Here is a 26,509-nt window from a genome sequence, read left to right on the forward strand (position 1 = left end):
CAGCCACCTCGCGGGTCAAAAATCTTTTGTTGTAACAACTACTATCCAAATGGACCACCTCCTTTGCTTATACCTTAGCTAAGCCTTTTCTAGTACTCTTCAGATTTTTGGTCAAGAAAACATTTGATTAAAACTAAAATAAAACAAGATAGTGTACTATGGGAAAAGAGTTAGAAGGGAAAACAATCTCCTCGGAGATAGAGTCTAAGCCATCACTGCAATTACAATTTGAAGTTAGCGTATTTGACTTATACAAACATTATTACCAAGTGCGATTGACCGTTGAAACCAATCTAAATCAAATTAGTTTTTGTTTGCCAAATTGGACTCCTGGGTCTTATATGATTCGCGATTATGTTACCCACTTACATAAATTTGAAGCCATAAACCCTAACAACCATGAACCCATTGATTGGGAAATGGTGGACTTACACCGATGGAAATTAAACAACCTCCCTCCAAAATTTGAAATCACTTATATCATTTATGCTTTTGAAGATTTTACTGTCAGAACCAACTACTTAGAAACTGAATTTGGATTCATTAACCCACCTGCTCTTTTTTTGTACCCAGAAGGTAGGTTGGATACACCAACCACAGTGGAGTTTAAAGTCTCTGAAATTTTCCCAAATATTTACACAAGTTTACCAAGAGATGAGAATAATTTTCATAAATTTTATTCCAATCATTTTGATGAACTTTTTGATTCACCATTCCATCTTAGCAAAAAAAACTCAGTATTTTTTACAGCTGGCACCACCAAACATGAATTACTCATCGAAGGAGACGTCTCATTTGACTTCAAAACAAAACTCTCTAACGATTTACAAAAAATCACTGAAACACAAATCCAATGGATGCAGGAAAGCCCCAATCAGTACTACTTATTTGTTTTGAATTTAAGTTTACCAGCTTATGGTGGATTAGAACACAAAGCATCCAGTATCAATTATTTTAATCCTGAACTCATTCATGATGATGAGGAATACAAACGATTATTAGAACTCTTATCCCACGAATACTTTCACCTTTGGAATATCAAACGTATTCGTCCTATCGCTCTTGGTCCATTTGATTACCAGAAACCAAACTTAACGCGTGAACTTTGGATTGCAGAAGGTTTTACAAGCTTTTACGATGCTTATTTTTTATACCACGCAGGTTTCTTAAATTTAGAGGAATATTTAAGCAAACTACAGTCTGATATTTTTTCATTGGAGGACAATGATGCTGATTTTTGGATGAGTTTAGAAGAGTCCTCTTTCACAGCATGGACAAAATATTATAAAAGGAATGGGAATAGTCATAATATAACCGTTTCTTATTATACAAAAGGTGGAGTCCTTGCTTTATGTATGAATTTATTTTTATTACAGGAATCTAAAGAAAAAAAAACAATCAGACATTTATTCCATAAACTAAACGACATTTTTGTAAAAGAAAAACAACGAGGATTCACCAAACAAGAGTTTTTTGATGTTGCAAAAGAAGTTACGGGTGTCGATTTAAAATTAGAATTTAACGAATATCTTGAAACCCCAAAACCAATTCCAGTAGATGTTTATTTAGACCATATCGGAATCCATCGGATTCAAACTGATTTAATTGGTGATACTGGGTTTAAAACAAAAGAAAAAAACGGGAACCTTTATGTTCAAAAAATTCTTCATAAATCAAACAACGAATCCATCGATTTAATGTTAGATGATGAAATATTAGCGATAAATGGAAAACGGGCAAATAATTCAATTCTGCAAAAATTGGAAAAAAACCTAAGACCAGGTGAAAAGTTCCATTTGATCCTTTCCAGAGCTGGAAAAATCAAAGAAACGATGGTGACTGCTTCTGGTTTGTACAAAACAAGAAAATTCGTGGTCTCGGAAGATTGTAGTGCTGAAAAAAAAGAACTCAGAGAATATTTTTTAAGGAACATTGTCTAATGCCTGCTATATTTAATTACATCCTAACTCCCTCTTCAAAGGAAGAAGTATTATTAGATACCCCACTCCCCTTGTCTCATAAACATCCAAAACATTGGATTCATTTAACAGCCGAAAACGAAGAAAAACTCACATTTTTATTCCAGAAACACAATATCCACCAATTGACAATTGAGGACATTCTAAATCCAAATAGCCGTATCAAATTAGAAAAATTTCCCAATTATATATTCTTTATTTTCCGAGGATTCCATTTCGAACGGAACCAACTCACACAGAAAAATTTTAACTTTATCCTAACTCCAAACCAAATCATTTCCCTCACCTTGGACTATCGAGACAGTATAGGGAATATGATTGAGGACTGGAAAACAAATAATAAAGTTTTATCCAAAGGATATGAGTTTATCGTACATAAAATATTGGATATAGAGACGGATCACACTTTAGCAATCACACAAAAAATTGAAGAACGTATCGAACATTTTGAAGATCAAATTTTTAGCAATGCAAAGTCTTTGGATATCAGTAACGTGTATAGTCTACGATCAAGTTTACTTTCAATCAAAAAAGGAATGTTACAAAACAAAGAAGTTTTGGAAGATTTAGAAAAAATCAAAAATAGTTTTTTTAGTGATGAAGCAGATGCTTTTTTTCGTGACGTACGTGACCATTCGATTCGCATTTTAGAACTTGTGGATAGCAATATTGAATCTATTTCATCAGCACTAGAAGCTCATATTGCCATCTCTACAAGAAAAACCAATGAAATCATGAAAATTCTAACGATTATGACTGCTATTATGTTACCGATGTCTCTTGTTGCTGGAATTTATGGAATGAATTTTAGACATATGCCTACATTGGAATGGGAATATGGTTTTATCTCAGCCATTGCTGCAATGGGACTTCTCGGTTTACTGATGTTAGTTTATTTTAGAATCAAACGTTGGTATTAATTTTTAAACCAAACTTCGAATTTGAGCTAATAATTCTGGGTCTTCCTGTGGTGAATCAATTTCGCCACGGATCCATTGATTGAGTAAATCTTTCAGTTTTTTGTTCAAAGAATCAAATTCAGGAGAATTCGGGAATAGTATCACAGAATGAGGTTTAATGGACTTCCCTGTTGTGGATAAAAAAGCAAAATCAGGAATCATTTTTTCCAATGTTTCTGCAGAAAAAGCAGGATAGTTCATTCCAAGCCAATCCACAGAGGGTAAACAATTTTTATTAAAATACGCATCTGAAAGCGCAGACACAAGAGCTTTTTTTAACTGTTGTTTTTTCTCTTTCTCAATTCGTTCTTCTCTTTCTCTTAGTTTTTTCTTAAAGAAGTTTTCCCTACGTTTTTGGTATAAAAACTGGCGGTCCATTTGCAAAAAAGTTAAAATTGATTTAGCTTTCGCATAACCAGAGTTTACGATAGGTGTGATTCCTAAAAAATAGAATAATTTATAAAACCAAGGTATATAATTAAAATAAACCGCCTGTAGGTTTTTACCATAGGTCTTCACAAACTCTTCATCTTTGAAGATGGGTTTGAGTTCCTTTTCATTTAATTCTAAAATTGCCTTTAAATATAAGATATGTTCGGTGGTAAATCGATAATTTTGGTAAATTAATGTATTAATTTCTTTGATATTGTTTTGGTTATTATTAACAAATACAGCTATTTTAGAATCAGCATCATGCCATTCCGCTGATAAAACTTTTGGGTTTTTGCGAAGTAAATCAACGATCACCAAATTGTGTTCATCATCTTTTTCTAAATTGATTCGAAGAAGTCTTGAATCAAAATCAAATTGGCTGTCTAACATTTTCATGTAGACTTTTAATAATCGATCAACTTCCTTCTTCTTTTCTAACTCTGCAAATTTTACTGCAATTTCTGTTACTTTTTTTAGGTTATGAATAAAAGCATAAAATCCATTTTCTTTAAGGATCTCTTTGAATTCATACAAAGTATCAACTTTGGCTCGAATGATTTCGACTTCATTGATTTCCACATCACCGGAACCTGGTGCAAACAATCGATCGAGAGCCAATCGAATTTCGGAATCAAATGCTTTGGCAAGTGGTTCGACCTTTGTCATCAAATACTCATTTGCAATATTCAAAAAATTAGATGCTTCGGATTCGGGTAAAAAATAAAAACCAATATGAGGTAATACAATTACCTTTGATTCTTTTGCCAATTCATCAATGATGAGACCCCGAGAACGTTTTAACATTTCTGCTGAAGGTTGGAGAGGAAATTGTTTGGGATCAAGTAAACGGTCTAGTTCGTCGCCTGGTCCTTCTTCTTCTTTGTAATCAATATCAGCTAGTTTGTTTAAAACATTACGCCAGGTATCTTCTGTTAAAATCCGCTTGTTTTGAATGTATTCGTATAGATGTTCTGTTGAACGTCCAATCAATAGTTTATAAGGTTCCTCAAGAGGCATACCACCAGGCAATCCAACTAAAAAAGGAACTAGACGTAACTCACCTAAATCAGCATCATATTTGATCTCAAACAGTTGTGTTGTGAGCCCATAGTCGATAAGTTCCCACATTTGGTCGAGGGCCGTTTCTCTATCCATTTTGAGTTTTTCAAAATTTGAATCTGTAGGACGAAACAAATGACCCGCTTCAATATTTTCTCTGGAACTTTGGGCTTCTACAGTCTTCATGATGGAAAGTGCTTCTTTTTGTAAGATGATACCAGAAGACCTTCCCAAATTTTCTTTGGTAGTGAGTTGTAAAAAATGATCGTGTGGAGGAGAAATTCTCATAAATTAAATGGCTGTGATTCCACCATCAACGGTCCAATTGGCTCCAGTGATATAACCAGATTCTTTTTGCAAAAGAAAATTTACAACACGAGCGATTTCTGAAGGATCTGCGATTCGTTTTACAGGTGTTTGGTTGATGATTTTTGATTTATGATCAGAAACTTGGTCTTCTTGGATACCCATATTTGTATCTACATATCCTGGACTAATCGCATTGGCAGTGATTCCAAATTTACCCCATTCATCTGCAATTGATTTGATAAATCCAACTAATCCATGTTTGGAGGCAGAATAAGCAACCGAATTTCCAGAACCTACAATGGACAAAGAAGATGCAATGGCGACAATCCTTCCAAATTTTAATTTTTTAAAGATAGGAAGTACAATTTTAGAAAGCAGATACAAACTCGTGAGATTGATACGAAAAATGGATTCCCACTCTTCAATGGATACTTCCGTGATTGGATGATAAGGTCCACCAAAACCTGCTGTATGAACGATTCCATAAATCTCTCCCATATCGGAAGATTCCATAAGGATTTTGGACAAACTCCTTTCGACCACAAAAGGTGTTTCGGATAGGTCCACTTCTCGGTAGGTCTCTTGTAAAATGGGTTCTTTCGGACGAACTTTGTCGAGATTCCAGACGGAAAACCCCGCAAGGACTAAGGTTCTCACGATCTCACGTCCAATCCCGCCACTGCCACCTGTCACAAGAACAATCGATTCCTTGAGTTCCATCGGACCTATAAAATTCCTTTCTTTGGGGTAATGGATAAGTCATCCACAAAGATAGATTTTGGCAACTGCGAAATACACCACAAATACTCGGAAATGTCCGAAACTGAAATCATGTCTTTCTTGTCAAATGTTGGTCTTGTGTCCCAAATCTCGGTTGCGACCGCCCCAAGGCTTACATGGACCACCTTCGATCCAAATGGTTTCCATTCTTCGCGTAAGGCCCGGCAGATCCCAAGGACAGCATGTTTGGAAGCACAATAAAGAGCAGATTCGGGGAACCCTTGTTTTCCAGCAGTGGATCCTAAAAATACAAAGGTAGATTCGGAACATTTTGGTAAATGTTTCGCAAAACTGCGGGAAAGTTTAAGAAGGGAAACAACATTTAAATCCAAATGTGACTGTAAATCTACATCGGAAAGTTCCGAAACTGGACCAAAGACTCCATCACCTAATGCAAAGTATACGAGTATTGAAACAGAATTTTTGGGTTTTCCATCAAACAAACCATTTAACAATGATTCAAATTGAACAAATGTTTGGTTGTCTTTTGCATCAAACTGATAGGTTCCAGATGATTCCAAGGAAAAAGTGGATAATTCTTTTTTCCCTTTTCTAGAAAATCCAAATACAAGACTGTTTGGATCCTTTTCTTTTTGGAATCGATTGTAAAGACCCTCACCAATTCCAGAACCAATTCCGAAAATAAAAACGTGGGTCTTATTTGTCATATCCTACGTGCCATCACCTGCAAAAGGAAATGAACGGCTTCTAAGTGTTTGTTGGCTTCTGCGATCGTTTTCCCCCAAACTGTTGGGCCATGGCCTTCAATGAGAAGGAAGGGAACTTTGGGAATCCCATGGTTTTGAAAGTATCGTTTGATTTCATTTGCAATGGTGGGAACATGTGTGTGGTTATAAAAAACGGGCATTGTCAGGTTCGGTTTTTCGTCCCAAATCCCAAAAGCCTTGATGATTTCGATGGGAGGAAGGGGTATCTCTTTGAATCCTTCTTCTTTTCCAACACCAAACTCCAGTAAGTTGGAATCAATCGTGTGGACATGGAGACAGGATCCAACGTCAGGCATCTGAGAATACAATACTTGGTGGATGGATGTTTCTGCTGATGGTTTTAATCCATCGTTTGCTTGGACAAGACTACCATCTATTGTCGATACACAAACAAAATCGGAATCTTTTAGTTCTCCTTTGTGTTTGCCAGAAGCCGTGATCCAAAATTGGTTGTGGGTTTGGTTGTCTCGGGTAGAGAGATTCCCAGCAGTGGCGAACATCCACTGCCGTGAATAATAGAGATGGGAAAGATTGGTGATTTCCTGTAAAGAAGTGATCAAATCCAAATCTATTTGTTAACGCGCTCCACGTAACTCAAATCACGAAGATCGATTTTCACCGTATCCCCTTGTTTGATAAAGATCGGTACTTGGACTTCGCCACCCGTTTCTACAGTCACTCGTTTGAGAGCTAGACCAGTGGTGTCACCTTTTAATCCGTCTTCTGCGTAAGTCACTTCCAAAATAGCAAAGTTCGGAGGTGTGACTCCAATTGGTTTGTCATTATAAAAAGAAACTTCCACTGGTGTTTCTTCTTTCATAAAGGGAAGGATGTCTTCCACATAGTCTTTTGAAACAGGGATCTGTTCGTAATCGTTGACGTCCATAAAAATGATTTGGTCACCGTCTGCGTAACAATACTGCATCTTACGACGTTCCAAATCCACACTTTCCAATTTCTCTGCTGCTTTGAAGGTTCTTTCAATGGAAGAATCACGGACAATGTTTTTGAGTTTGGTGCGGATAAAAGCAGAACCCTTTCCTGGGTTCACAAATTCTGTTTTGACGACGGAATAAAGCTCATTCTCAATCTTGAGGATCATCCCTTTTTTTACTTCTGTAATGCCTAAGTTCATAATTTCGTTACTCGTAAACAAAATCCGAGGGACTTGGCATAGTGTCAACCGAAGTATGGTCATAAGTCATGACTTGGTCCGATTGGAAATGGCAATTGCAAAACCGCATCACTACCTTAGCGGATTTGGAAAAAGAAATCACTCTCACAGAGGAAGAAAGGGATTCCTTTGCACGCGCCTATGAAAGGTTCCAATTTGCAGTCACTCCCTATTATTTACAACAATTGGACAAAAACAACCCCCATTGTCCTATCCGCAAACAAATCCTACCTCGGGCGGGGGAACTAGTTCGCAAACCCAATGAAACTGATGACCCGCTAGCTGAGGAAACACATATGCCTGTGAAAGGTGTGACCCACCGTTACCCTGACCGTGCGATCTGGTACATCTCTCATGTTTGTGCGGTGTACTGCCGTTTTTGTACACGGAAACGAAAGGTCTCCGATCCAGAAGAAACTCCCAATCGTATGGAATGGGGAAAAGCTTTGGATTACTTTCGCACACAAACTAAACTCCGGGAAGTGATCCTCTCTGGAGGTGACCCACTCACCCTTTCTGATTCGACTTTGGATACACTGCTTTCGGAACTCAAACAAATCCCTCATTTGAACCAAATCCGAATCCACACTCGTCACCCAGTGACCATGCCCATGCGGCTCACCGAAAGTTTAAATTCTGTGTTTTCCAAACACTTCCCACTTTACATGGTCACTCATTTTAACCATCCCAATGAAATTTCAGAAGAAACGAAATTTTATGTTATGCGAATGATTAAAGAAGGGCATGTATCCGTTTTTAACCAATCCGTTTTGTTATCTGGAATTAATGATGACGCTGAAATTTTATCTGACTTAAATTACAAACTGATATCCATCGGAATCAAACCTTATTACCTCCACCAATGTGATGAAGTTTTTGGAAGTTCTGATTTTGTTGTACCTATGGAAAAAGGGATAGAGATTTATCGTAAACTTCGTGGCCACCACTCAGGGATCACAATCCCTAATTATGTAAAAGACCTAACTGGTGGTGGTGGAAAAGTTTTATTATCACCGAAGTATTTACAAAAAAAAACAGAGAATGGATACCTCTTTCAAAATTATTTAGGAGATGAATATGAAGTGGGCCATTAAACCATTTTTCTTTTTGATTTTGATCCATCTTATGTTTGGAGATTGCAAATCAACAAGTCCTGTTGTGATTCCGAAAGAAGATAAACAGAACCAAACATTAAAAGAACCAAAACAAAATCTTCCACTAACAAAGGAACTACGACTAACCTACCATGCCGTCTGGGTGAACAAAGAAAATTTTGAACTGAAAGAATCCACTTCCCTTTTTGGAACCGGGAACCAATACAAAATTTTATTTTCCGAGACAAATGAATTTATATGGTTACGGTTGTCTTCCACGGACAGAGAAAACCAATCCCAGTTCCGTTATTTTTTCAAAGACGAAACACAAAATCCCGAAGTATCTTATTTTGTTTGGGGTCCAAAAAAATGTAGTGTCCAAGTGTATCATATGCCAGAGGGAGAGTTTTACCTCCGATGGGAAGGAATCCACAATGGTTTTTTACTCGTTTTTGAATCTTCCACAAAAAAAACAGATTCACCCAAAGAATTAGCAAAATCTTTTCACAACCTGATCCTTGGGTCCTTGGAAGTGTACTAGTCGATTTTTCCGAAAGAGGAGAATTTTGATAAAAAAAGATTAGGCAAATGGAAAGCCACCGTTAGGCTTTGAGGAGAAATTTTATGTGGTTAAAACTTGGCGAATCGGAAGTGATCAATTTGGACTATGTTGCATCGATCAAAAAAAATCCAAACCAACCTTCTATCGAAATCATTTACCAAGACTTAAACAATGTAAAGTCACTCCCTTTCCCAGGCAAAGAAGAACGCGATCGTGCTTTTAAAGCCATATTGGAAAACCTATCTCGAATGAAATTATACTTTGAATGAAATATGGAATTTGAAGCACTAAACCCCAATCTCTATGCACAGGTCTTGGATGAACTTGAACTCATCCCATCCACAAAACCCTACCAAATTCTATTTTATGGATCCAGAGAACGTGGGGATTACCACCATGACTCCGATTTAAATTTTTACCTAGTGGCCCATTCGACCGACCAAATGAAGTCACAATTCATTGATTCCATTTCCAGAGCCTTACAAAAATTAGAAGATGTGGCCCCTGTGAACATGATTGCAGGGGACGCCGATTCCCTTCGCCACCGACTGAAAATTTCAGAACCGGGATCGGTACAACTACTCGAAGCATCCTCCGTATTTTTTGGGGAAGGGATTTTTGAAGACCTAAAAGCCGATTGGGACAAATGGAAGGAACGTGAGATCCCAAAGTCAGACCTCATCCAGTACTTAGAAAAACGCATTCGGTTTTTCAAACAACAAGTGACACGCAATGTAAAAGATGAAATTGCCCAATTGGAACGAATCACAACCCTCACATTACACATTTGGGCCTTACAAAATATCGAAGACCTCACTCATATTGAACTTTTGAAAATGGACACCCCTGACCAACTTGTTCCCCTCTTTACCAATTTGTACAGAAAGGAATTAGAAGCTCCCATTTGGGAATTACTCGAATTACAAACCAAAGTGCGGAAACTAAAAGTTGACATTCGTTGGAAACGTGATGTTTCGAGAGAAGACATCCACGAAACCAAATACAAACTCATCTCATTACGAAATGACGAAGAGTTTATGATGAACCTTTGGGCATAATTTTTACGGATTAAATTCTTTTAAAAAAGAATCATACCCTCTTTCTTTCAGTTTTGATTTGGGTATAAATTCCATCGAAGCCGAATTCATACAATACCGTTTGCCAGTGGGTTTTGGACCATCATCAAATACATGCCCCAAATGCGAATCTCCTAATTTTGACCTAACTTCTGTTCGTATCATTCCATAGGAATTGTCTTCAATTTCGACAACATTGGATTTCACAAGTGGTTTGGTAAAACTTGGCCATCCTGTTCCTGATTCAAATTTGTCCTTGGAACTAAAAAGTGGTTCTTTGGAGACGATGTCGACATAGATCCCATCTTCATGATTGTTCCAGTATTCATTTTGAAAAGGGGGTTCTGTTTCGTCTTCTTGTGTTACACGGTATTGAAGGTCGGTCAGTTTTTTACGTAACTCGGGATTTTCTGGTTTTTTTGCCTTTTCTGTAGCCTTTGGAGAACAACAGAACGAAGTGAACAATGTCAAAACCAGGACAGAAAGGGAAGAAACCACTACATTTCGTTTCATGGAAGTTAGACTATGAGATTTTGAATTTTTACTTTCATTTATATGAAAATCCTTTCGTCTAAACGATTATGCAGATCGCTCCCTTGCCAAAAAATGAGGCCGCAAGACTCTCCGCCCTAAAAGGCCTTGAGATTCTCGACACTCCTGAAGAGGAAATGTTCGATGAAATTACCAAACTTGCTTCGATGATCTGTGATGCTCCGATCTCTCTTGTGAGTCTCATTGATGAAACCAGACAATGGTTCAAATCCCACCATGGATTAAAAGCCAGGGAAACTCCACGTTCCCTAGCCTTTTGTTCCCATGCCATTTTGGGAGATGAACTGTTTGTGATTCCCAATGCAAAACGTGACAATCGATTCAAAAACAATCCCCTCGTGAATGGGGATCCCAATGTGATTTTTTATGCAGGGATCCCACTTGCCTTAGATGACCAAATCAAATTGGGAACTCTTTGTGTCATTGATAACAAACCAAGAGAACTGAACGAAGAACAATTACAGATGTTACGCCTTCTTGGAAAACAAACGGTTCGACTTTTGCAAATGCGCAAAGACCGCGACAAACTTGAAATTGAAAAAAGATCAGCAGAACGAGCAAACGCTGCCAAACGAGATTTTATCGCAGCCATTAGCCATGACATTCGTAATCCTTTAAATTCCCTTCTTGGAATGTCGGAAATGATCCGGGAACAACCCATTCCAGAATCCATTCATCATTATGTGGACCATATCAAAAATGCAGGTGAAGTGATCCTCAATTTAGTAAACGATACGATTGAGTTATCTCGATTAGAAGAAAATGCCTCAGTCTTAAATAACGAATGGTTCCATCTAAGCCAATGTTTGGAAGTGTACCATAATTTTTTCAAACAAGAAACCAAACGAAAAAAAATAGAATTCCAGTTGAAAAATGAAATTTCAGAAACGGTATACCTACTCTCTGACAAACGAAAATTAGAAAAAATCATTTGGAACCTAACAGCGAATGCTGTCAAATTCACTCACCATGGTTCTGTTGATTGTCATGTTTACTTAGAAACAAAAGCAGATGAAAATGCCAATTTAATCATAGAAATCAAAGACACAGGCCCTGGGATTTCACCAGAGATCAAAGACCGACTCTTCCAAAAATACAATGAATTTGTTCCTGAAGGTTGTGAAATTTCGGGTTCTGGCCTGGGTTTGTCAATCGTCAAACTGTCGTTAGAGGAGATGAATGGAGAAATCAATGTAGAATCTAAAGTTGGTGAAGGTAGTACATTCAAAGTCAAAATTCCTACCGTTTGGAAACGGGAAGAATTATCACCTGGACAAAAAAATCTTACAAACCATAATGATTCTTATCTCCCCCAGTTTAGCTCTCGCAAAAAAGTTCTCATCGCAGATGACAATGAACTGAACCGAAAGGTTTTGAAAAATTACTTAAAACCACTGCCTTTTGATATTGTAGAGGCAAATAACGGGATCGAAACGGAAAGGATTTTAGGATCGGATCAATTTGACATTGCCTTTCTTGACATCGAGATGCCTGGAAAACATGGAACAGAGATTGCGAAGGCTCTTTCCTCCGAAAAAACGAGACCCATTTTGTTTGCTTGTACAGGTCTCTGTATGCCAGAAGAAAAAGAACATATTTTAAACTCTGGGTTCGAGTACTTTATGCCCAAACCCTATTTAAAAGAAGAATTGTACTCCCATTTGGCAGAAATCGCCAAAAAACACCCGTAACGTTCCTTGGGAGGTATGGTAGTTTTTCCCTTTCTTTTTTAGGCCGTTTTTTTATTGTATCCTATTTCCATGACTAAGAATGACACCGAAGTTGGAAATGACTTCCAATCCTTCGGATTACGTCCTGAAATACTACAAGGAATCACTGAAGCAGGCTTCGAATCACCAAGCCCTATCCAAAAACAAGCGATTCCGCTCGTATTGGAAGGAAAAGATTTAATCGCACAAGCGCAGACCGGAACCGGAAAAACTGCAGCTTACGGACTCCCCTGTTTGAACCGAATCAATGTGGAAGAAGGCATGCAAGTGCTTGTCCTTACACCCACTCGGGAACTTGCATTGCAAGTATCAGATGAATTGTACAAACTGGGAAAACATTTAGGAATCAAAACCACCACGATTTACGGCGGTAGTTCCTATTCTAAACAAATCACTCAAGTGGCAAAAGGTGCCCAAGTTGCTGTCGCAACTCCTGGCAGACTCCTTGACCTATTAAAAGGTAAGGAACTTAAAAATTTCAAACCATCAATGGTGATTTTAGACGAAGCAGATGAAATGCTTGATATGGGATTTATGGATGATATCGAATCCATCTTTAACTTACTTCCCACCAAACGCCAAACATTATTATTTTCTGCAACAATGCCCGAACCAATTAAAAAATTGGCGAGTAAATACCAAACACACCCTGCTCACGTAAAGATCGCTCCTACAGAGAAATCTTCTAAAAACATCGAACAAGTGTACTACATAATCGATGAAGCAGAACGTGAAATTGCTGTTGTGCGCATTTTGGATTATGAGAACCCATATAAGGCAATCATTTTCACAAAAACGAAAAAAGAAGCTGATGATCTAAAAGCAACCCTAAGTTTCAAAGGATATCCAGTTGAGGCTCTTCATGGAGACTTAAACCAAAAACAGAGAGAACAAGTTTTAAAAAGCCTACATGATGGCCGAGTGAAAATCCTTGTGGCAACTGACGTTGCAGCACGTGGTCTTGACGTAAAAGATTTGTCTCTTGTGATCAACTACCACCTTCCATTTGATAGTGAAAGTTATACGCACCGAATTGGTCGTACTGGCCGTGCTGGAAAATCAGGAAAGGCTGTGACTCTTGTGACCACAAGAGAATCAAGAGCCCTACTTCGCCTCAAAGGAACTTCGGGAACAAACCTTACGATTGCGGCACTTCCAACTAAAAAAGAAGTACTTGCAAGACGAGAAGAAGATTTCCTGAACAAAATTGTCGAAACCGAAATCCATGCCGATGCTGAAGAAGTATTGGAAAAACTTTTGAAGTTAGACGACAAACGTTCTGTGGCTTTAAAACTCCTTTCCAACATGCTCGATAAAGCGAAAATCAGTGGGCCTGAAAAAATCGGAAAAACCCCAGCGGAATGGAGCGAAATGCCTCCTGGTGGTGGTTCTGGTGGTGGCAGACGTCGTCGTGACGATGGTGGTGGATCGGGAAGTCGCGGTGGTTACCGTGGTGGAAGGTCTAACAGTGATCGTAGCGAACGTGGCGAAAGAAGTGACCGCGGAGAAAGAAAAGAACGTGGTGGAGAAAGTAGCCGCCGTTCCAGTACCTCATCCTCTTCCAAAAAAGAAGGTGGAGTGTATGTAAAAGCGGCTGGGAAAAAAACTCAGCGTTTTCGAAACAAGTAGTGGCTCACAAACCACTCTTCTCCGTTTCGATAACCCCATAACTCTGCACAGGCGAGAAAGAAAACTTTCCAATAGACAAACCATTTGGTTTTTTCTTTTTCGCCGTAAGTACTCGCAAGGATAGGCATTAGTTTATCCTTGTTTTCGATCATGTTTTCATACCAAGCTTCAGATGTTCTTGCATAATGGGTTCCATTGACCACCCAGTGGTTTTCAATGAGAAAGTCCTTTTGGAAGTACAAAAACAAATCATCAGATGGCATCTGCCCACCTGTAAAAAAATACTTCGCCATCCAGTCCGTTTCATCAATCACTTCAAAGGGATATGCAAATTCTTTATGTGTGAAGATGTGTACAAAAAACTTTCCATCTGCCACAAGAAACTTGGATAATTTTTCAAAGAGTTTCTCATAGTTTTTCATGTGTTCTAACATTTCCACAGACACAATGCGATCGAACTTGTCTTTTGTGGTGAACTCATTCATGTCTTTGGTGATGATGGTGAGGTTTTTTAATCCTCGTTCTTTGGCACGTTTGTCGATGAATTCTTTTTGGGTACGGGAATTGGAAACACCTGTTACTTTACATTTTGGAAATTTTTCAGCAATATAAAGAGAGATACTACCCCAACCACAACCGAGATCTAGGACACGCATCCCATTTTTTATCTCAGCTCGTTCCACAGTGATGCGTAACATCTCTTCTTCCGATTCGGCAAAACTAGTATCCAGTGTTGGCCAATACCCAGATGAATATTTCATCCTCGGCCCCATCACATAGGTAAAAAATTCACTTGGAACTTCGTAATGTTGTTCGTTTGCTGCATCTGTATGCACTGCAATGGGTGAATTTTTAAGTGAATTCACATAATTCATTTTATGCGTTAGTTGTGCGGTGGCATTTTCTTTACGCTCTTGTTTGATGCGGAGATCAAGTAACTGCCGGATACGGAAACGAATGAGCCAATCCGGGAAAATATCCTTTTCTAAAAGTGAGTTGATACTAAACGAAGATGACTCTTCCTTTTTGTTAGAATCAGTGAAATTCATGTTTTATCCTTTTTTATTTATTGTTTTGGAAACCAAGGGAAAAATGCGTTTGTGGTGCGCATGTACTCGCGAAATAAATCTCCTTTCGACTGAAGTGAATATTTTTCAGCAAATGGGACACCGGATACAAATCGTAACAACACAAACATAAAGACAGGAGTGAAAAGAGAAGCCATTGCTTCTGGTGTGGAAAGGATGGGAATCACTCCAATCCCAAGCCAAATCACCCATTCAAAAAAGTAATTGGGGTGTCTTGTGTACTTCCAAAGTCCCACATTACACACCTTACCTTTGTTTGCCTGAACGGATAAGAATTTGTGTAAGTCTTTGTCCGCGATGGTTTCCCCCACGACTCCAAACACAAACAAAATCCAACCAATCCAAACCATCAGAGTTCCATTCGGACCAAATAATCCTACATTCGGAAACAAATTCCACTGAGAGGCAAAGTAAAAGGGAAATGATAAGAGAAGTGCTAAAGCCCCTTGTAATAAAAAAACATTGGTAAACATTTTACTATGGACTTTGTCTCCATAGTCTTTCCGAAACCCAGCATAACGTTTGTCTTCTGGGTGGTTTGTGCGGATCCTTGTGAAATACAAAAACCCCGATAACCGAATCGCCCAAACCCACACTGGGATGAGGACAACTAATTTTGCAGCGAGAGTCCCTTTTCCAAAATAAGAAAGGACAGTGGCGATACCCGCAATCACAAGTCCCCAACCCACATCAATGACAGCGTAATTGTCTCGGGTTTTTCCCCAAAACCACATAAGAGTCATAAAACAAAATGTAAAAATAACAGCTGTTAGATACGGAACTAAAATATTGTCCAAGTGGGTTTTTCCTCTACCTTGGTTTAGACGGGGTTCAATGTGTTTTGAAGTCGTCGTAGAGTTTTTTATAGAGAATTTTTTCTAAAAACTTGGGAGAGAAAAATCGCATCCATTCTAAAAACTTACCGCTCAAATTGAACGTCACAAGCCTTGCTTCTTTGTCCTTTGCAACCTCCATGAGAACATGGGCCACTTCTTTAGCCGACTTTCGTTTGCCTTTGGCAGGAGCTTCGGTGAGAAGTTTCCCATCGGAAGCAAGACCAGAAGTGCGGAGTGCCGTGTCCGTATAAGGGACACAAACGAGTGAAACACCAATTCCCAAATCGAGACTTTCAATGCGAAGGGATTCGAGTGCCGCATGCAGTGCTGACTTGGAAGCTGAGTAAGCAGCGCGCCCAGGCACTCCATACAAAGCAGAGACAGTTGAGGTGGTAACAATATTGCCTTTGGCTCTTGTCACCAAGGGAAGGAGACCTTTGATGAACTGGACGGGACCAAAAAAATTGGTAGCGAAGGTCTTCTGGTACACTTCCATCGAGAGGGAATCAAACCGACCATGGGCTGTGATACCTGCGTTATTAAACAGGACATCCACACGTTCGATTCGTTTGGAGATCCAATCAATGGCATCTTGTACAGAACTTGGGTCGGATAAGTCACATGTGACCCTGTGGAGGATTGTGTCTTTGTGTTTTGCCGTTGGTTCGGGGATGTCTCCTGCTCGCCTTGCCAAAAGCACCAATTGGCATGGGAAAACAGCGAGTTCTTCGAGTAAGGCCTTTCCGATTCCACTGGATGCACCAGTGATCATTACGACAGTATCGTTCCAAAATTCTTTTTTCATACTACCCTTTCCCTTCAATTCCCACTCGACAAAGGAAAACCTGCGGTGAGTATCTGACGAGTGAATTTTCAATTTGAGTGGGTAGAGTTTTGATGGGAAACAAAGTATGGGAAATCCAAGGCAATTTTGGGATCCAAAATTTAAAAGAAACAGAACGTGAAATACCGGAAACACTTGCACCCAAAGAAGTACTTGTTCGCCTAACAGCGACTTCACTGAATTATCGTGATTATTTAATGGTGATTGGGACTTACAACCCTAGGCAAAAACTCCCACTCATCCCTTGTTCGGATGGTGCTGGTGTTGTGGAAGCTGTTGGATCTGAGGTCACACTCTGGAAAAAAGGAGACCGAGTCCTTCCCATCTTTGCCCAAAAGTGGTTCGATGGAGCACCCAATATGGACAATCTGCGTTCAACCTTAGGTGGACCAAATGACGGGTGTTTGGCGCATTATGGAAAATTTTCCGAAGAAGGACTGGTCGCAACCCCAAGCCATCTAACAGACAAAGAAGCGGCCACACTGGGATGTGCTGGTCTTACTGCTTATAATGCAGTAGTGAATTTTGGTGGGATCGAACCTGGGAGTGACGTACTTTGCCTTGGCACGGGTGGTGTTTCTTTATTTGCCCTACAATTTGCCAAGATGATGGGAGCTCGTGTCATCATCACTTCCTCTAGTGACGAAAAATTGGCTCGGGCCAAAACCTTAGGTGCTGATGAAACCATCAATTATGCCACGAAGACCAATTGGGAACGGGATGTCCGAAAACACACCAAAATGGCAGGGGCTGATCTTATCATTGAAGTGGGTGGTGCTGGCACCATGCAAAAGTCGATGATGAGTGTGAAACCCTACGGGACCATTGCTCTCATCGGTGTCCTTGCCGGTGGTGAGTCGAGTTTATCACTCTATCCCATCCTCATGCAAGGTGTGAAAGTACAAGGGGTGATTGTGGGAAACCGTAGTGACTTTACGCGTATGAACCGAGCCATCGAACAAAACAAAATGAAGCCTGTAGTGGACAAAGTGTTCGGTTGGAAAGAAGTTCCGGAAGCGTTAGAGTATCTGCAAACGGGAAAACATTTTGGAAAGGTGGTGGTGAATTGGGAATGAGAGGGTTTTTTAAGTGAGGTAAGAAAATAGCATATCCTTGGAAGACACCAAACTATTTATAGATTGGTGTGTTTTTAGAGAATTGTCGGAGGACTTCCTAGCTACTTCCCCGCCTTCACCTGAGACGCCAATCCATCGGTGAAGAGATGGATTTTCTACCATTACAATCCGTACAAGACATACACATAATTGAGTGAATTAGAACATTTTGATGAACGAAAAGACTCTTTGTTGGAGTTCTTTTTAACAAACCAATCCAAAGATTCCAAAGAAACGTACATAATGTCCATATATTATTAGATAAAAAGATTTTTTAAACTTTTTTCCTCCAATCTGTACGATTCTTGCATTCGCTAATCGCATAGGAGAAGACCCCAAGTGGTCTTTTGATAATGAATCATGCGAAGATCTTTCTTTTTATTTTTAATCCTTTTGGCAACTGGGTATCCAATCTCTGCTCAAACCACAACACCCACAACGGAACCGAATGGGACAAGTCCAACTGCTCCCAGTCCGAATCCAAGTCCTTCCATTCAACCCATCCAAGAACCAAAACCAAGTCCTCCGCCCACTTGGTCAGATGGATTTAGTGCTGGTGCACTTGTTCGTTTTCGACCAGAGATGAAGTATAATTTTGATTTTAATCGGAATACAAATGACAATGTCGATTTTACAGGACAAAAGATACAGTTCTTTGTCCAAAAAGAATTCACAAAAGATGTCATTGCCAAAGTCACGTTCCAAGATAGCCGGTTATGGGGTGCTGAAAAAGGATCATTAACGGGAATAGCAACTGCCAATGATGGGACAAGGCAAAGTACAGATGTAAGAGAAGCGTATATAGAGAGTAAAAATAATTTTGGTCTCCCCTTACACGTACAAGCTGGTCGTCAAATTTTGCGTTATGGTGATGAACGATTGGTGGGTTCTCTTGATTGGACAAATGTTGGGAGGAGTTTTGATGGACTTCGTTTCAAATGGGAAGACAAATTCTTTTCTTCACATCTTTTTGTCACCTCAGTAAGCGAACGCCATTCGGATATTGCAGGTAATACAACCAATTTTGGAGTAAAATCTCAATACAATACTTACCTTGATTGTCCATACAACGGCACAAAAGTGTGTACGCCAAAAATCGATGCACAAAGACAAGAGTTAGGTGATTCGTACTTCACAGGTTTTTACAATACACTCAAACCATCTGATTATTTGCATATTGATCTGTATTATTTGGGATTACAAAAAGAATACCTTCGCACAAACAATTCCCTTGTCCTTACCACAGGAGAGGTGGGAAATCCAAATACACGTGCGGGACGATGGGATGTACTCCATACATATGGAATCCGAGTTACCAACAAAACGCAAGCCAGTAAAAAAGCACTTCAAGCAATTGACTATTCCTTTGAATATGCTACCCAAACAGGGACTACAGGTAGGAATATTACTCCCAAGTGGGACAGTTTCCAAACCAATGTGAGTTTGGTTGATCCACTCACGAGTACAACATACCAACAAAATTTATACCGCGAAAAAGAACGTTATAAAACCTTCGCCTTTGGTGCTGACATTGGTTATACGATCTCTAAAGTAAGAATGGGAGTCGCTTATGATGTGGGTAGTGGTGATCCCAATCGCACAGATGGTTCAATTGCATCCTTCCAAAACCTTTTTCACACAAACCATTTTTTCTATGGAATGGCTGACCAAGTCAGTTGGGTGAATATGAAATCAAAATCTGTGAATATAAGTTATGCCACTGAATCTTATGGAACATTCCGAATCGATTATTTTGCCATCGAAAAACACAAATTACAAGATAGTTGGTATGACTTAGTTGGAAATGCCAAATCGGGTGCGAGTACTGAATCCATTGCCAATAACCAATACGATGTAAGCCAAGTGTTGACAGAAAATGGTACTGGGAACAATCGACCAGTTTCTATGTTAGGTCGTTCCCTCTTTCGTGAAGTGGATGTAAAATACAATCTTCCTTTCAAAAACATTCTGATCGAAGGCGGGTACAGTATGATTTTTGCGGGAGATGCGATCCAAAACAAAGTGAATGACCGAACCGTAAATGCTAATGTATATACAAATCAGTTTTCAAAAACTGCACAGTTTGCGTATCTAATGGTAACGGCACAGTTTTAAAAAAGAAATCTAGGTAGCGGGAGAAAGGATAAAAAACTACTCACCATCTTACATAGATTATGATGTAAGATGGTCATTAACCGAAGGTGGATAAGTAAAAGAATATCGAAATACAATCCTTCTCTTTTATAATCCTTTTTACCCACCTATTCCACAACCAAACCTTCTATAATGATGGTTCGGCGAGAGTACAAAGCTCTGTTAGAAGCAAACAAAACTTGTGCTCCTGTTGTGAGCGTTCGGATCACAGAGTCGGCAACATTTTCTTTCGACTCTATCCGAAGGTTCACAATTTTTTTGGCATTTGGGAGTTCTTCTCGGAATATTTCATCTAACTGGAGTGTGTCGATGGCTTGCGTATCAAACAAATACCAGGAGAGTTTTACTTCGATGTGGAAAGGTCGGTACTTTTCGTTTGGTTCAAGCTCATTGGAAAAACTAACAGGGATTTTGGTATCTGTCAGTTCATACCGGTAAGTTGCACAACCAGTAAGGAAAATAGAAAAACAAAATAGTAAAAAAAGTGCGATTTTGTGAAAGGAAAACTTCATTAGTTGCCACCTTTGTTTGACGCATAAAGATTTCCACGAATGTGGACTGAATAAGGCCTAACAATTCCGACTGTAATCAAATCGTAAATCCCATCCATAAATTCATATTCCTCAGTGATTTTTAAATCTCCAACATGGGCATTGGGATATTTTAAGTAGATTTCGGAGAAAAATTCATCCAAAGTTTGGTCCCTCACATTGGACAGTCCCCAAAATAAATACACTCTTGTGTAGGTAAAATTGAAGGAATGGATTTTTTGGTATCCTTCTTCTTTGGTATACCCATTCAAACGGACTTTTTGTTTTCCCTAAGTTTGGTAATACGAAGTATTAGCACATTGTAGGAGAAGGAATAGAAGACTCAAAACGATTTTAGATTTCATAAAACTCTCAATCACGATTCATTGTACAGAACTGTCGTTAGAGGGCAATTGTAAAAAAATGCATTCCCATTGACAAGCGTTATCTAAAATTGCGAAAGAAGTTCTTTTGTTAGGAGGGAGAGAGATCGAACAGGGTAATCATACTGTATAAAATCACTGATTGATTCCATGTAGACATTGAATTAAAATGACTCTCATACAGTAAACTCATGATCAATTGCAATAATTGGACTCATATTCACTTTGAATCAAATCCGCTGCCTTTTTATTTTGATACTGCGTGTATGGCAATACCAACATTGGTGTGAATCCAACTGGGCCTGTCCAAAAACCAACACCAAACGATATAGCTGAAATCGCTGTCGTAAAATTCCTATTTTCAATTTGAATTTCTCGCATTTGACGTTTCGCATGAAAATACTGAGCAACACATTCTTCCTTGTCATTTTTTGGAGTTTCAGGTATGGAGATACAAGCTCCGAATAACAAAAGTAAATTTATTGTAAATGATTTATGATTTCTTTTGCGCATCGGTCCATTACTTTCAAATTGGCAACTTCAATCATGGATTCGATTTCACTGGTGCGATAAAATCCATAAATTTCTATCGTTTTTTTCACATTTTCGATGATTTCCATATTGGTGCGTGTGACACCGTTCACCGAAATTTTACATAAAAGTTTTACCTCGTATGTGGCGTTACGCACTTGTATTGGCCAGTATCCTGTTAATGGCCAAAATGCAGGCCAAGTTTTCCACATATTAAAGTTTGATTCAAAATTTGGATACACCTCAATATCAATCAGGTACTTGTCCATTTCCTCATTCACATTTCGATCGGTAGAGACATCTAACACTTGGTTGCTAACTCGATTGTTCTTTAGGATAGATTTAAAAGTATACTTCCAAGCCTTTGTATAATTGACACTATCAGAAGTAAAAACTTCAAACTTGCCAATGTAAACTGCTTGGTTTATAAAAGGATAAATGGTATTTTCTGATTCTCTGGGTTGCGGAACTTGTTTGATATCAATCGCACAGGAAATAAAAAGAAAGAAAACCAGGTTACTTGTAATTTGATTACCATTTAACATTTGTATCATCACCTTCACCCTAATCCGACATCCAAAGCCATCATGAGCACAAATCCAAACATCGCACCGAGTGTAGACATTTCTGTTTCTTTTTCTGTGTGTGATTCTGGAATCAGTTCTTCCACCACCACAAAGATCATGGCTCCTGCCGCAAAAGAAAGAGCAAACGGAAGGATACTTTCCACATAAAACACAAGGGCCGCTCCGAGAAGTCCACCAATGGGTTCCACAAAACCAGAAAGTTGGCCATACCAAAAACTTTTTTTGGCACTATACCCTTCTCGAAGGAGTGGTATGGAAACAGCAGCTCCTTCGGGGATATTTTGGATCCCAATTCCAAAGGCAACCACCACTGCCGCCATAAGAGCTTCGTAAGCAAATCCATCACCTAAGGCGCCAAAGGCGACACCTACCGCAAGCCCTTCCGGGATATTATGCAAAGTGATGGCAAGGATGAGTAACAAACTCCTCTGGAAAGATGACTTCCCCCCTTCGAGTCGGTTTTCTTCCAAACCAACGTGTAAATGGGGAAGGAGTTTGTGGAGACCAAACAAAGAAAGTCCACCAGACAAAAACCCAAGGCTTACATGGAACCAAGCAGGCCCGCCAGCGTTTTCCGAAAGTTCTATAGAAGGGAGTAAGAGTGACCAAAAACTGGCAGCAATCATAATGCCCGAAGCAAAACCAAGCATCGCATTAAATACAGGCCTTGGCACTGTACGAAAGAAAAACACAAACCCAGCCCCAAAAGCTGTACAAAACCAAGTAAACCCAGTGGCAAGAAGTGCCAAAACCACTGGATGGAGTGAAAGTAGATCGATAAACATCTATTTGGCGGGCATCATCCCTACATACAATGAACTCATTTCTTTGGCACGCCAAAGTCCGTCTGAATCTTTTTCCACAGTCACAGGACGGTAACTGGAAGCACCTTTTGTGGCAACAAAGAGTTTGATCCTTCCGGAAGACTCTTCCCCTGAATAAGGATTGGTGTAAGTTTCGACAGTGAGTGGGAGATTCGGCGTATACCCGTTAGACGGTTCTGCTCCTTTCCAATACCCATTTGGTAACATTTTGTATTTGTCAAGTTGCCCAAGCAGATAGGAATCACTTCCTCCTAAATCCACTCCATCAATCGCTGTTGGTTTGTTCGATTTTTGTCTGTTTTTGGAAATGACAGAAAGTACCACCGCCTTTCTTCCTAATTCTGGATTTTTTCCGTAGAGAGAAATGGCAAGGACTAAAATGGCAACTCCACCTTCTGGAGTTGTGGCGGTTGTCGCTTGGATGGATTTGAATTCTTCAATTGTGCTTGGTTCTGAGGAAAAACTGACAGGTGTTCGTTCTGTCAAATTTTGAGCCACAAGGGATACGGTAAACGAGACTAGAAGTAATGTTACAATTCGTTTCATGGGCGAAAATCTTCCTTTGATTTCCTTTGGATGCAATCCTTTTTCTAAATTTTTTCTTTACCAGCGGCCGAAAAGGGATATGTTATTTTTATGAAAAAAATTTCTCTTTTCCTATTTTTATGTTTCCCCTTCATCATCACCTCACAAACATTAAAGGACGCAAAAGAATTCCAAGCCCTTTCCAAAAAAATGTGTGCCAAAACTTCGGAATGTATGAAAGAAAAATTAAAAGACCTTCCACCAGAACAAAGGAAGATGGTTGAATCCCAATTTGTGAATGGCAATGTCTGTGAATCTCGTTACAAACAATACATAGTAGAAGGCCAAAAACCAAGTAACGAAAAACCAACCAGAAAACTCACCAAACAAGACATAGAAGACATGAAACAATGCACAAAGGAAATGGCAGCGTTTTCCTGTGCTGAATTAGAAGAAGGAAAAATCCCACCAGCGTGTGAGAAGTTCCAATCCGAAGAAGAATAAAACTTTTACAATTCCATCCAATACGGGCTCACTTCTCTGAGTCCGTTTTTCCCCAAAAGTTTTAAGATGAGTCTGTCCATCCCAATGGAAATCCCCGAACAATTGGGAAATCCATTTCCGAGTGCCTCTAAAAAATCCTCATCCATTGGGAATACTTCTTTTCCGAGTTTGGCACGTAACGTTTGTTCGTCTGCAAATCGTTTTCGTTGTTCGTTTGGGTCATTCAATTCATAAAAGGCATTCGCAAGTTCGAGTCCATCCCAATAAATTTCAAATCGTTTGGCAACTCCCTTCTCAATTCGGGCAAGAGCGGCACATTCCGGTGGGTAATCGTACAAAAAGACAATCCCTTCCCCTAGTTTCGGTTCGATACAATTTAAAAACACCAAAAAGAACAAATCTTCATACTGCCAAGTTTGTAATTCCTCAAAGGAAGCAGAGGTTAACTTTTGTTTGATGATCGTTGGAATCAAATTTTCTTTTTCAAATCCATGCCCCAGGTGGATGAGAAACACGGACTGTACTGAAAAACGTCGGATAAATCCTGGTTTGGACAATTGGTTGTGGAGTTTTGGTATCCCAACTGTAAAAATCAGTTCTCGTAAAAATGTTTCGATAAAGTGTAGAAGCACTTCATCATCCATTCCTTCTGCATAGAGTTCTAACATGAGAAACTCTTTTGTATGGTACGAACTTCCCACTTCCCCTGACCTGTAAGTGTGTGCCAACTCAAAGATTCGAGGTAGGCCCGTAGCCATCATTTGTTTTAAGCTGTACTCGGGAGAAGTGATGAGATAACCCTTTTCTTTTCCAGAGGGAGAACGCACTTCAAATGGATCGAGGTATGGTTCCATACCAACGATGGGCTTCAGAGTGGGAGTATCCACTTCCAAAAATTCATTTCGTGAGAGAATCTCTCTTACGGTTTGTAAAACTCTCGAACGAAAAATGAGTGTCTCTTTTGGTAGAACGTGCAAACCTAACCTCCGATGGCAAAAAAAACAAAATACCTAAATGTAAGGGAAATCCAAAATGCCTATGAAATTGTCATCTCCACCAAAGAAGTACATGCGGAGATGGAAGAAGAATTGGACTCTGTGATGCATATGTTATTTTTCCAAACCAGATCCCATATCCAAATGGACCTTTCCAATTTACCCTATCTACCCATTACCCTTCTCACCAAACTCTTAAATATGGCAAGGGACCTTCGATTGAAAAAACGAGTTTTGGTTTTGAATGGTCTCACCCTATCCAGTTACCATTACCTCAAACGATTTGGACTCATCCGATTGGTATTCCCAAGCGAGGCAATCCTCAGGGAGTCCCACCGAGTTCCCAAGGGATAATTTCTAATTCGACTCCCATTTCACCTAACAAAAGCATCGTCCTTCTGTCGAGTGTGATCCCTTTGGTAAACTCAGAAGCAAACTCAACCGAGACGTAAATCGTAGAAGTAAAGTTTTCTGTGAACTCTTTCAGTTCTTTACGAACGGGTCCCAGTGTTTTTAGAATGTCCCAAATATGATCTTGGGCAGAGAACTCAGGTCCTAACTTAGAATTGAGCTGCCAATGACTCGGAATTGTCATATTTTCGATGTCTTTTACATCCCCACCATGGTAATAGTCGGGAGTTAGGCCTAATTTTTCCGTCACTTCCAAGGGTCGTAGCCTTGTTCCTGTGATGGCAAACATTGCCCACGATTTTAGTTCTCTTTGTGTTCCCGATTCCATTTTTTACTTTTTTTTTCTACTACAAGAACCAAATTGAGAAAGAACTCAAGGGAAAAACATGAAAAATATTTTGGTAATTGAGGACGATCCGGACATCGGGAACCTAATCCGGAAATCTCTCGATTCTGCTCACTACACCACCTCCGTTTTTGAAAATGGCGAAGATGGATTGAAATTTTATAAATCCAATCATCCTGATTTAGTGATTCTTGACCTTTCACTTCCAGACATCGATGGTATGGAAATTTGCCGTAGCATTCGGAAATCAGACGAAAGTACTCCAATTTTTATCCTTTCTGCCAGAACGGAAGAAATTGATAGGATCATGGGACTCGAGTTAGGTGCTGATGATTACATCACAAAACCTTTTTCCGTTCGGGAACTCAAAACTCGTGTTGACGTTTTTTTTAGACGTTGGGATAAAAAAATTGGAATCAAACCAAATGTGGGCCAAGCGGGTGAAATCATTCGTGGTGCTTTAAAAATTGATTCCATTCGTCGTCGTGTTACGTTAAACGAAAACATCATCAACATCTCCCGTAAAGAATTTGACATTTTACAACTACTCGCTGGTTCACCAGGAAAAGTATTTTCTCGTGAAATGATTTTGGAATCAGTTTGGGGAGTGGAATGGGATGGTTTTGAAAGGATGATTGATAGCCATATCAAACGCATTCGTTCCAAACTGGAAAAAAATTCTGCACAACCAGAATGGATCGAAACCATTTGGGGAATTGGATATCGTTTCACAGACAATTTTGAAAACATAGTTGTACCAGACTAACATACGT

General features: G+C 39.4%; 30 protein-coding genes. 13 read left to right on the top strand and 17 right to left on the bottom strand.

Annotation, left to right across the window (positions count from 1 at the left end; genetic code table 11):
* The first annotated feature begins 158 nt into the window (after positions 1-158).
* Positions 159-1,940, top strand: coding sequence for a M61 family metallopeptidase (locus tag CH354_RS14870; RefSeq protein WP_100727694.1), 1,782 nt, complete (start codon positions 159-161; stop codon positions 1,938-1,940).
* A complete protein-coding gene (locus tag CH354_RS14875; protein WP_100727695.1) occupies positions 1,940-2,899 on the top strand; it encodes a magnesium transporter CorA family protein in 960 nt (319 codons plus the stop codon). The genes CH354_RS14870 and CH354_RS14875 overlap by 1 nt, the downstream gene beginning before the upstream one ends.
* 3 nt (positions 2,900-2,902) lie before the next feature.
* On the opposite strand, the gene CH354_RS14880 is transcribed toward CH354_RS14875, so the two are convergent.
* The 5 genes from CH354_RS14880 to efp are packed head-to-tail and all read right to left on the bottom strand — an operon-like array spanning position 2,903 to position 7,381.
* Positions 2,903-4,717 (bottom strand): hypothetical protein, encoded by a 1,815-nt coding sequence (locus CH354_RS14880; protein ID WP_100727696.1) that lies wholly within the window; start codon positions 4,715-4,717, stop codon positions 2,903-2,905.
* A 3-nt stretch (positions 4,718-4,720) separates the two neighbouring features.
* A complete protein-coding gene (locus tag CH354_RS14885) occupies positions 4,721-5,458 on the bottom strand; it encodes an SDR family NAD(P)-dependent oxidoreductase (RefSeq protein WP_100715851.1) in 738 nt (245 codons plus the stop codon).
* Between the two features lie 5 nt (positions 5,459-5,463).
* On the bottom strand, positions 5,464-6,186 hold the full coding sequence (locus CH354_RS14890) for an SDR family oxidoreductase (RefSeq protein ID WP_100727697.1): 723 nt from the start codon (positions 6,184-6,186) through the stop codon (positions 5,464-5,466).
* On the bottom strand, positions 6,183-6,812 hold the full coding sequence (gene mtnB, locus CH354_RS14895) for a methylthioribulose 1-phosphate dehydratase (protein ID WP_100727698.1): 630 nt from the start codon (positions 6,810-6,812) through the stop codon (positions 6,183-6,185). Before mtnB ends, CH354_RS14890 begins: the two co-directional genes overlap by 4 nt.
* Positions 6,813-6,814: 2 nt before the next feature.
* Complete coding sequence (efp, locus tag CH354_RS14900; RefSeq protein WP_100715848.1) at positions 6,815-7,381, bottom strand: elongation factor P; 567 nt, start codon at positions 7,379-7,381, stop codon at positions 6,815-6,817.
* A 68-nt stretch (positions 7,382-7,449) separates the two neighbouring features.
* Between efp and CH354_RS14905 the strand changes: the two genes are divergently transcribed.
* The 4 genes from CH354_RS14905 (at position 7,450) to CH354_RS14920 (ending at position 10,134) form a co-directional block, all read left to right on the top strand.
* Positions 7,450-8,514, top strand: a complete 1,065-nt coding sequence (locus CH354_RS14905; protein ID WP_100727699.1) for a KamA family radical SAM protein — start codon at positions 7,450-7,452, stop codon at positions 8,512-8,514.
* Complete coding sequence (locus tag CH354_RS14910; RefSeq protein ID WP_100727700.1) at positions 8,498-9,055, top strand: hypothetical protein; 558 nt, start codon at positions 8,498-8,500, stop codon at positions 9,053-9,055. Before CH354_RS14905 ends, CH354_RS14910 begins: the two co-directional genes overlap by 17 nt.
* Positions 9,056-9,138: 83 nt before the next feature.
* Positions 9,139-9,345: a hypothetical protein gene (locus tag CH354_RS14915; RefSeq protein WP_004787999.1), complete on the top strand. Its 207-nt coding sequence runs from the start codon at positions 9,139-9,141 to the stop codon at positions 9,343-9,345.
* 3 nt (positions 9,346-9,348) lie between these two features.
* Positions 9,349-10,134, top strand: a complete 786-nt coding sequence (locus CH354_RS14920) for a hypothetical protein (protein ID WP_100715845.1) — start codon at positions 9,349-9,351, stop codon at positions 10,132-10,134.
* Positions 10,135-10,137: 3 nt separating this feature from the next.
* On the opposite strand, the gene msrB is transcribed toward CH354_RS14920, so the two are convergent.
* The gene (gene msrB / locus CH354_RS14925; RefSeq protein WP_100727701.1) at positions 10,138-10,665 is read right to left on the bottom strand and encodes a peptide-methionine (R)-S-oxide reductase MsrB; all 528 of its coding nucleotides are present in this window, start codon (positions 10,663-10,665) and stop codon (positions 10,138-10,140) included.
* Between the two features lie 68 nt (positions 10,666-10,733).
* Here msrB and CH354_RS14930 point away from each other — a divergent pair, with 68 nt between their 5' ends.
* Positions 10,734-12,395, top strand: coding sequence for a hybrid sensor histidine kinase/response regulator (locus CH354_RS14930; protein ID WP_100727702.1), 1,662 nt, complete (start codon positions 10,734-10,736; stop codon positions 12,393-12,395).
* 69 nt (positions 12,396-12,464) lie between these two features.
* Positions 12,465-14,063, top strand: coding sequence for a DEAD/DEAH box helicase (locus CH354_RS14935; protein ID WP_100716043.1), 1,599 nt, complete (start codon positions 12,465-12,467; stop codon positions 14,061-14,063).
* On the opposite strand, the gene CH354_RS14940 is transcribed toward CH354_RS14935, so the two are convergent.
* From CH354_RS14940 to CH354_RS14950, 3 genes are read right to left on the bottom strand one after another with little or no spacing between them, the layout of a single operon-like run.
* The gene (locus CH354_RS14940) at positions 14,042-15,112 is read right to left on the bottom strand and encodes an SAM-dependent methyltransferase (protein ID WP_100727703.1); all 1,071 of its coding nucleotides are present in this window, start codon (positions 15,110-15,112) and stop codon (positions 14,042-14,044) included. The two genes, CH354_RS14935 and CH354_RS14940, sit on opposite strands and share 22 nt — an antisense overlap.
* Positions 15,113-15,129: 17 nt before the next feature.
* The gene (locus tag CH354_RS14945) at positions 15,130-15,948 is read right to left on the bottom strand and encodes a DUF1295 domain-containing protein (RefSeq protein ID WP_100727704.1); all 819 of its coding nucleotides are present in this window, start codon (positions 15,946-15,948) and stop codon (positions 15,130-15,132) included.
* Positions 15,949-15,982: 34 nt separating this feature from the next.
* A complete protein-coding gene (locus CH354_RS14950; protein ID WP_100727705.1) occupies positions 15,983-16,792 on the bottom strand; it encodes an SDR family NAD(P)-dependent oxidoreductase in 810 nt (269 codons plus the stop codon).
* Between the two features lie 92 nt (positions 16,793-16,884).
* Here CH354_RS14950 and CH354_RS14955 point away from each other — a divergent pair, with 92 nt between their 5' ends.
* On the top strand, positions 16,885-17,907 hold the full coding sequence (locus tag CH354_RS14955; protein ID WP_100727706.1) for a zinc-dependent alcohol dehydrogenase family protein: 1,023 nt from the start codon (positions 16,885-16,887) through the stop codon (positions 17,905-17,907).
* Between the two features lie 399 nt (positions 17,908-18,306).
* Positions 18,307-20,061, top strand: coding sequence for an alginate export family protein (locus CH354_RS14960; RefSeq protein ID WP_100727707.1), 1,755 nt, complete (start codon positions 18,307-18,309; stop codon positions 20,059-20,061).
* Positions 20,062-20,207: 146 nt separating this feature from the next.
* Here the strand turns inward: CH354_RS14960 and CH354_RS14965 are convergent, their stop codons facing one another.
* From CH354_RS14965 to CH354_RS14990, 6 genes are all read right to left on the bottom strand, one after another.
* Complete coding sequence (locus CH354_RS14965; protein WP_100715837.1) at positions 20,208-20,612, bottom strand: hypothetical protein; 405 nt, start codon at positions 20,610-20,612, stop codon at positions 20,208-20,210.
* Complete coding sequence (locus tag CH354_RS14970; protein ID WP_243396109.1) at positions 20,612-20,902, bottom strand: hypothetical protein; 291 nt, start codon at positions 20,900-20,902, stop codon at positions 20,612-20,614. The genes CH354_RS14965 and CH354_RS14970 overlap by 1 nt, the downstream gene beginning before the upstream one ends.
* Positions 20,903-21,208: 306 nt before the next feature.
* Entirely contained in the window at positions 21,209-21,526 is a 318-nt protein-coding gene (locus CH354_RS18480) for a hypothetical protein (RefSeq protein ID WP_243396110.1), read from the bottom strand.
* Positions 21,493-22,098, bottom strand: a complete 606-nt coding sequence (locus CH354_RS14980; protein WP_125172476.1) for an LBF_2127 family putative lipoprotein — start codon at positions 22,096-22,098, stop codon at positions 21,493-21,495. The genes CH354_RS18480 and CH354_RS14980 overlap by 34 nt, the downstream gene beginning before the upstream one ends.
* Before the next feature lie 5 nt (positions 22,099-22,103).
* Entirely contained in the window at positions 22,104-22,916 is an 813-nt protein-coding gene (locus tag CH354_RS14985; protein WP_100727709.1) for a ZIP family metal transporter, read from the bottom strand.
* The gene (locus CH354_RS14990) at positions 22,917-23,501 is read right to left on the bottom strand and encodes a DUF6935 domain-containing protein (RefSeq protein ID WP_100727765.1); all 585 of its coding nucleotides are present in this window, start codon (positions 23,499-23,501) and stop codon (positions 22,917-22,919) included.
* 90 nt (positions 23,502-23,591) lie between these two features.
* On the opposite strand from CH354_RS14990, the gene CH354_RS14995 reads away from it, so the two are divergent.
* Complete coding sequence (locus CH354_RS14995; protein WP_100727710.1) at positions 23,592-23,984, top strand: LA_2478/LA_2722/LA_4182 family protein; 393 nt, start codon at positions 23,592-23,594, stop codon at positions 23,982-23,984.
* Positions 23,985-23,989: 5 nt separating this feature from the next.
* Here the strand turns inward: CH354_RS14995 and CH354_RS15000 are convergent, their stop codons facing one another.
* A complete protein-coding gene (locus tag CH354_RS15000) occupies positions 23,990-24,961 on the bottom strand; it encodes an amino acid--tRNA ligase-related protein (RefSeq protein ID WP_100727711.1) in 972 nt (323 codons plus the stop codon).
* A gap of 12 nt (positions 24,962-24,973) precedes the next feature.
* Between CH354_RS15000 and CH354_RS15005 the strand changes: the two genes are divergently transcribed.
* Positions 24,974-25,333, top strand: a complete 360-nt coding sequence (locus tag CH354_RS15005) for a hypothetical protein (protein WP_100727712.1) — start codon at positions 24,974-24,976, stop codon at positions 25,331-25,333.
* Here the strand turns inward: CH354_RS15005 and CH354_RS15010 are convergent.
* Entirely contained in the window at positions 25,302-25,718 is a 417-nt protein-coding gene (locus CH354_RS15010) for a DUF4279 domain-containing protein (protein WP_100727713.1), read from the bottom strand. The two genes, CH354_RS15005 and CH354_RS15010, sit on opposite strands and share 32 nt — an antisense overlap.
* A 58-nt stretch (positions 25,719-25,776) precedes the next feature.
* On the opposite strand from CH354_RS15010, the gene CH354_RS15015 reads away from it, so the two are divergent.
* The gene (locus CH354_RS15015; RefSeq protein ID WP_012476707.1) at positions 25,777-26,502 is read left to right on the top strand and encodes a response regulator transcription factor; all 726 of its coding nucleotides are present in this window, start codon (positions 25,777-25,779) and stop codon (positions 26,500-26,502) included.
* Positions 26,503-26,509 lie beyond the last annotated feature (7 nt).

The organism is Leptospira levettii, assembly GCF_002812085.1.
In the GTDB taxonomy this organism is placed as follows: domain Bacteria; phylum Spirochaetota; class Leptospiria; order Leptospirales; family Leptospiraceae; genus Leptospira_A; species Leptospira_A levettii.

Coding starts and splice junctions, on each gene's coding strand:
- CH354_RS14995 (WP_100727710.1), top strand. CDS start 23,592: ATGAAAAAAATTTCTCTTTTCCTATTTTTATGTTTCCCCTTCATCATC.
- CH354_RS14960 (WP_100727707.1), top strand. CDS start 18,307: ATGCGAAGATCTTTCTTTTTATTTTTAATCCTTTTGGCAACTGGGTAT.
- CH354_RS14870 (WP_100727694.1), top strand. CDS start 159: ATGGGAAAAGAGTTAGAAGGGAAAACAATCTCCTCGGAGATAGAGTCT.
- CH354_RS14940 (WP_100727703.1), bottom strand. CDS start 15,112: ATGAATTTCACTGATTCTAACAAAAAGGAAGAGTCATCTTCGTTTAGT.
- CH354_RS14990 (WP_100727765.1), bottom strand. CDS start 23,501: ATGAAACGAATTGTAACATTACTTCTAGTCTCGTTTACCGTATCCCTT.
- CH354_RS14950 (WP_100727705.1), bottom strand. CDS start 16,792: ATGAAAAAAGAATTTTGGAACGATACTGTCGTAATGATCACTGGTGCA.
- msrB (WP_100727701.1), bottom strand. CDS start 10,665: ATGAAACGAAATGTAGTGGTTTCTTCCCTTTCTGTCCTGGTTTTGACA.
- CH354_RS14920 (WP_100715845.1), top strand. CDS start 9,349: ATGGAATTTGAAGCACTAAACCCCAATCTCTATGCACAGGTCTTGGAT.
- CH354_RS14980 (WP_125172476.1), bottom strand. CDS start 22,098: ATGATACAAATGTTAAATGGTAATCAAATTACAAGTAACCTGGTTTTC.
- CH354_RS14910 (WP_100727700.1), top strand. CDS start 8,498: ATGAAGTGGGCCATTAAACCATTTTTCTTTTTGATTTTGATCCATCTT.
- CH354_RS14965 (WP_100715837.1), bottom strand. CDS start 20,612: ATGAAGTTTTCCTTTCACAAAATCGCACTTTTTTTACTATTTTGTTTT.
- CH354_RS14885 (WP_100715851.1), bottom strand. CDS start 5,458: ATGGAACTCAAGGAATCGATTGTTCTTGTGACAGGTGGCAGTGGCGGG.
- CH354_RS14955 (WP_100727706.1), top strand. CDS start 16,885: ATGGGAAACAAAGTATGGGAAATCCAAGGCAATTTTGGGATCCAAAAT.
- CH354_RS14985 (WP_100727709.1), bottom strand. CDS start 22,916: ATGTTTATCGATCTACTTTCACTCCATCCAGTGGTTTTGGCACTTCTT.
- CH354_RS14915 (WP_004787999.1), top strand. CDS start 9,139: ATGTGGTTAAAACTTGGCGAATCGGAAGTGATCAATTTGGACTATGTT.
- efp (WP_100715848.1), bottom strand. CDS start 7,381: ATGAACTTAGGCATTACAGAAGTAAAAAAAGGGATGATCCTCAAGATT.
- CH354_RS15015 (WP_012476707.1), top strand. CDS start 25,777: ATGAAAAATATTTTGGTAATTGAGGACGATCCGGACATCGGGAACCTA.
- CH354_RS14935 (WP_100716043.1), top strand. CDS start 12,465: ATGACTAAGAATGACACCGAAGTTGGAAATGACTTCCAATCCTTCGGA.
- CH354_RS14875 (WP_100727695.1), top strand. CDS start 1,940: ATGCCTGCTATATTTAATTACATCCTAACTCCCTCTTCAAAGGAAGAA.
- CH354_RS14880 (WP_100727696.1), bottom strand. CDS start 4,717: ATGAGAATTTCTCCTCCACACGATCATTTTTTACAACTCACTACCAAA.
- CH354_RS15005 (WP_100727712.1), top strand. CDS start 24,974: ATGGCAAAAAAAACAAAATACCTAAATGTAAGGGAAATCCAAAATGCC.
- CH354_RS15010 (WP_100727713.1), bottom strand. CDS start 25,718: ATGGAATCGGGAACACAAAGAGAACTAAAATCGTGGGCAATGTTTGCC.
- CH354_RS18480 (WP_243396110.1), bottom strand. CDS start 21,526: ATGCGCAAAAGAAATCATAAATCATTTACAATAAATTTACTTTTGTTA.
- CH354_RS14930 (WP_100727702.1), top strand. CDS start 10,734: ATGCAGATCGCTCCCTTGCCAAAAAATGAGGCCGCAAGACTCTCCGCC.
- CH354_RS14905 (WP_100727699.1), top strand. CDS start 7,450: ATGACTTGGTCCGATTGGAAATGGCAATTGCAAAACCGCATCACTACC.
- CH354_RS14890 (WP_100727697.1), bottom strand. CDS start 6,186: ATGACAAATAAGACCCACGTTTTTATTTTCGGAATTGGTTCTGGAATT.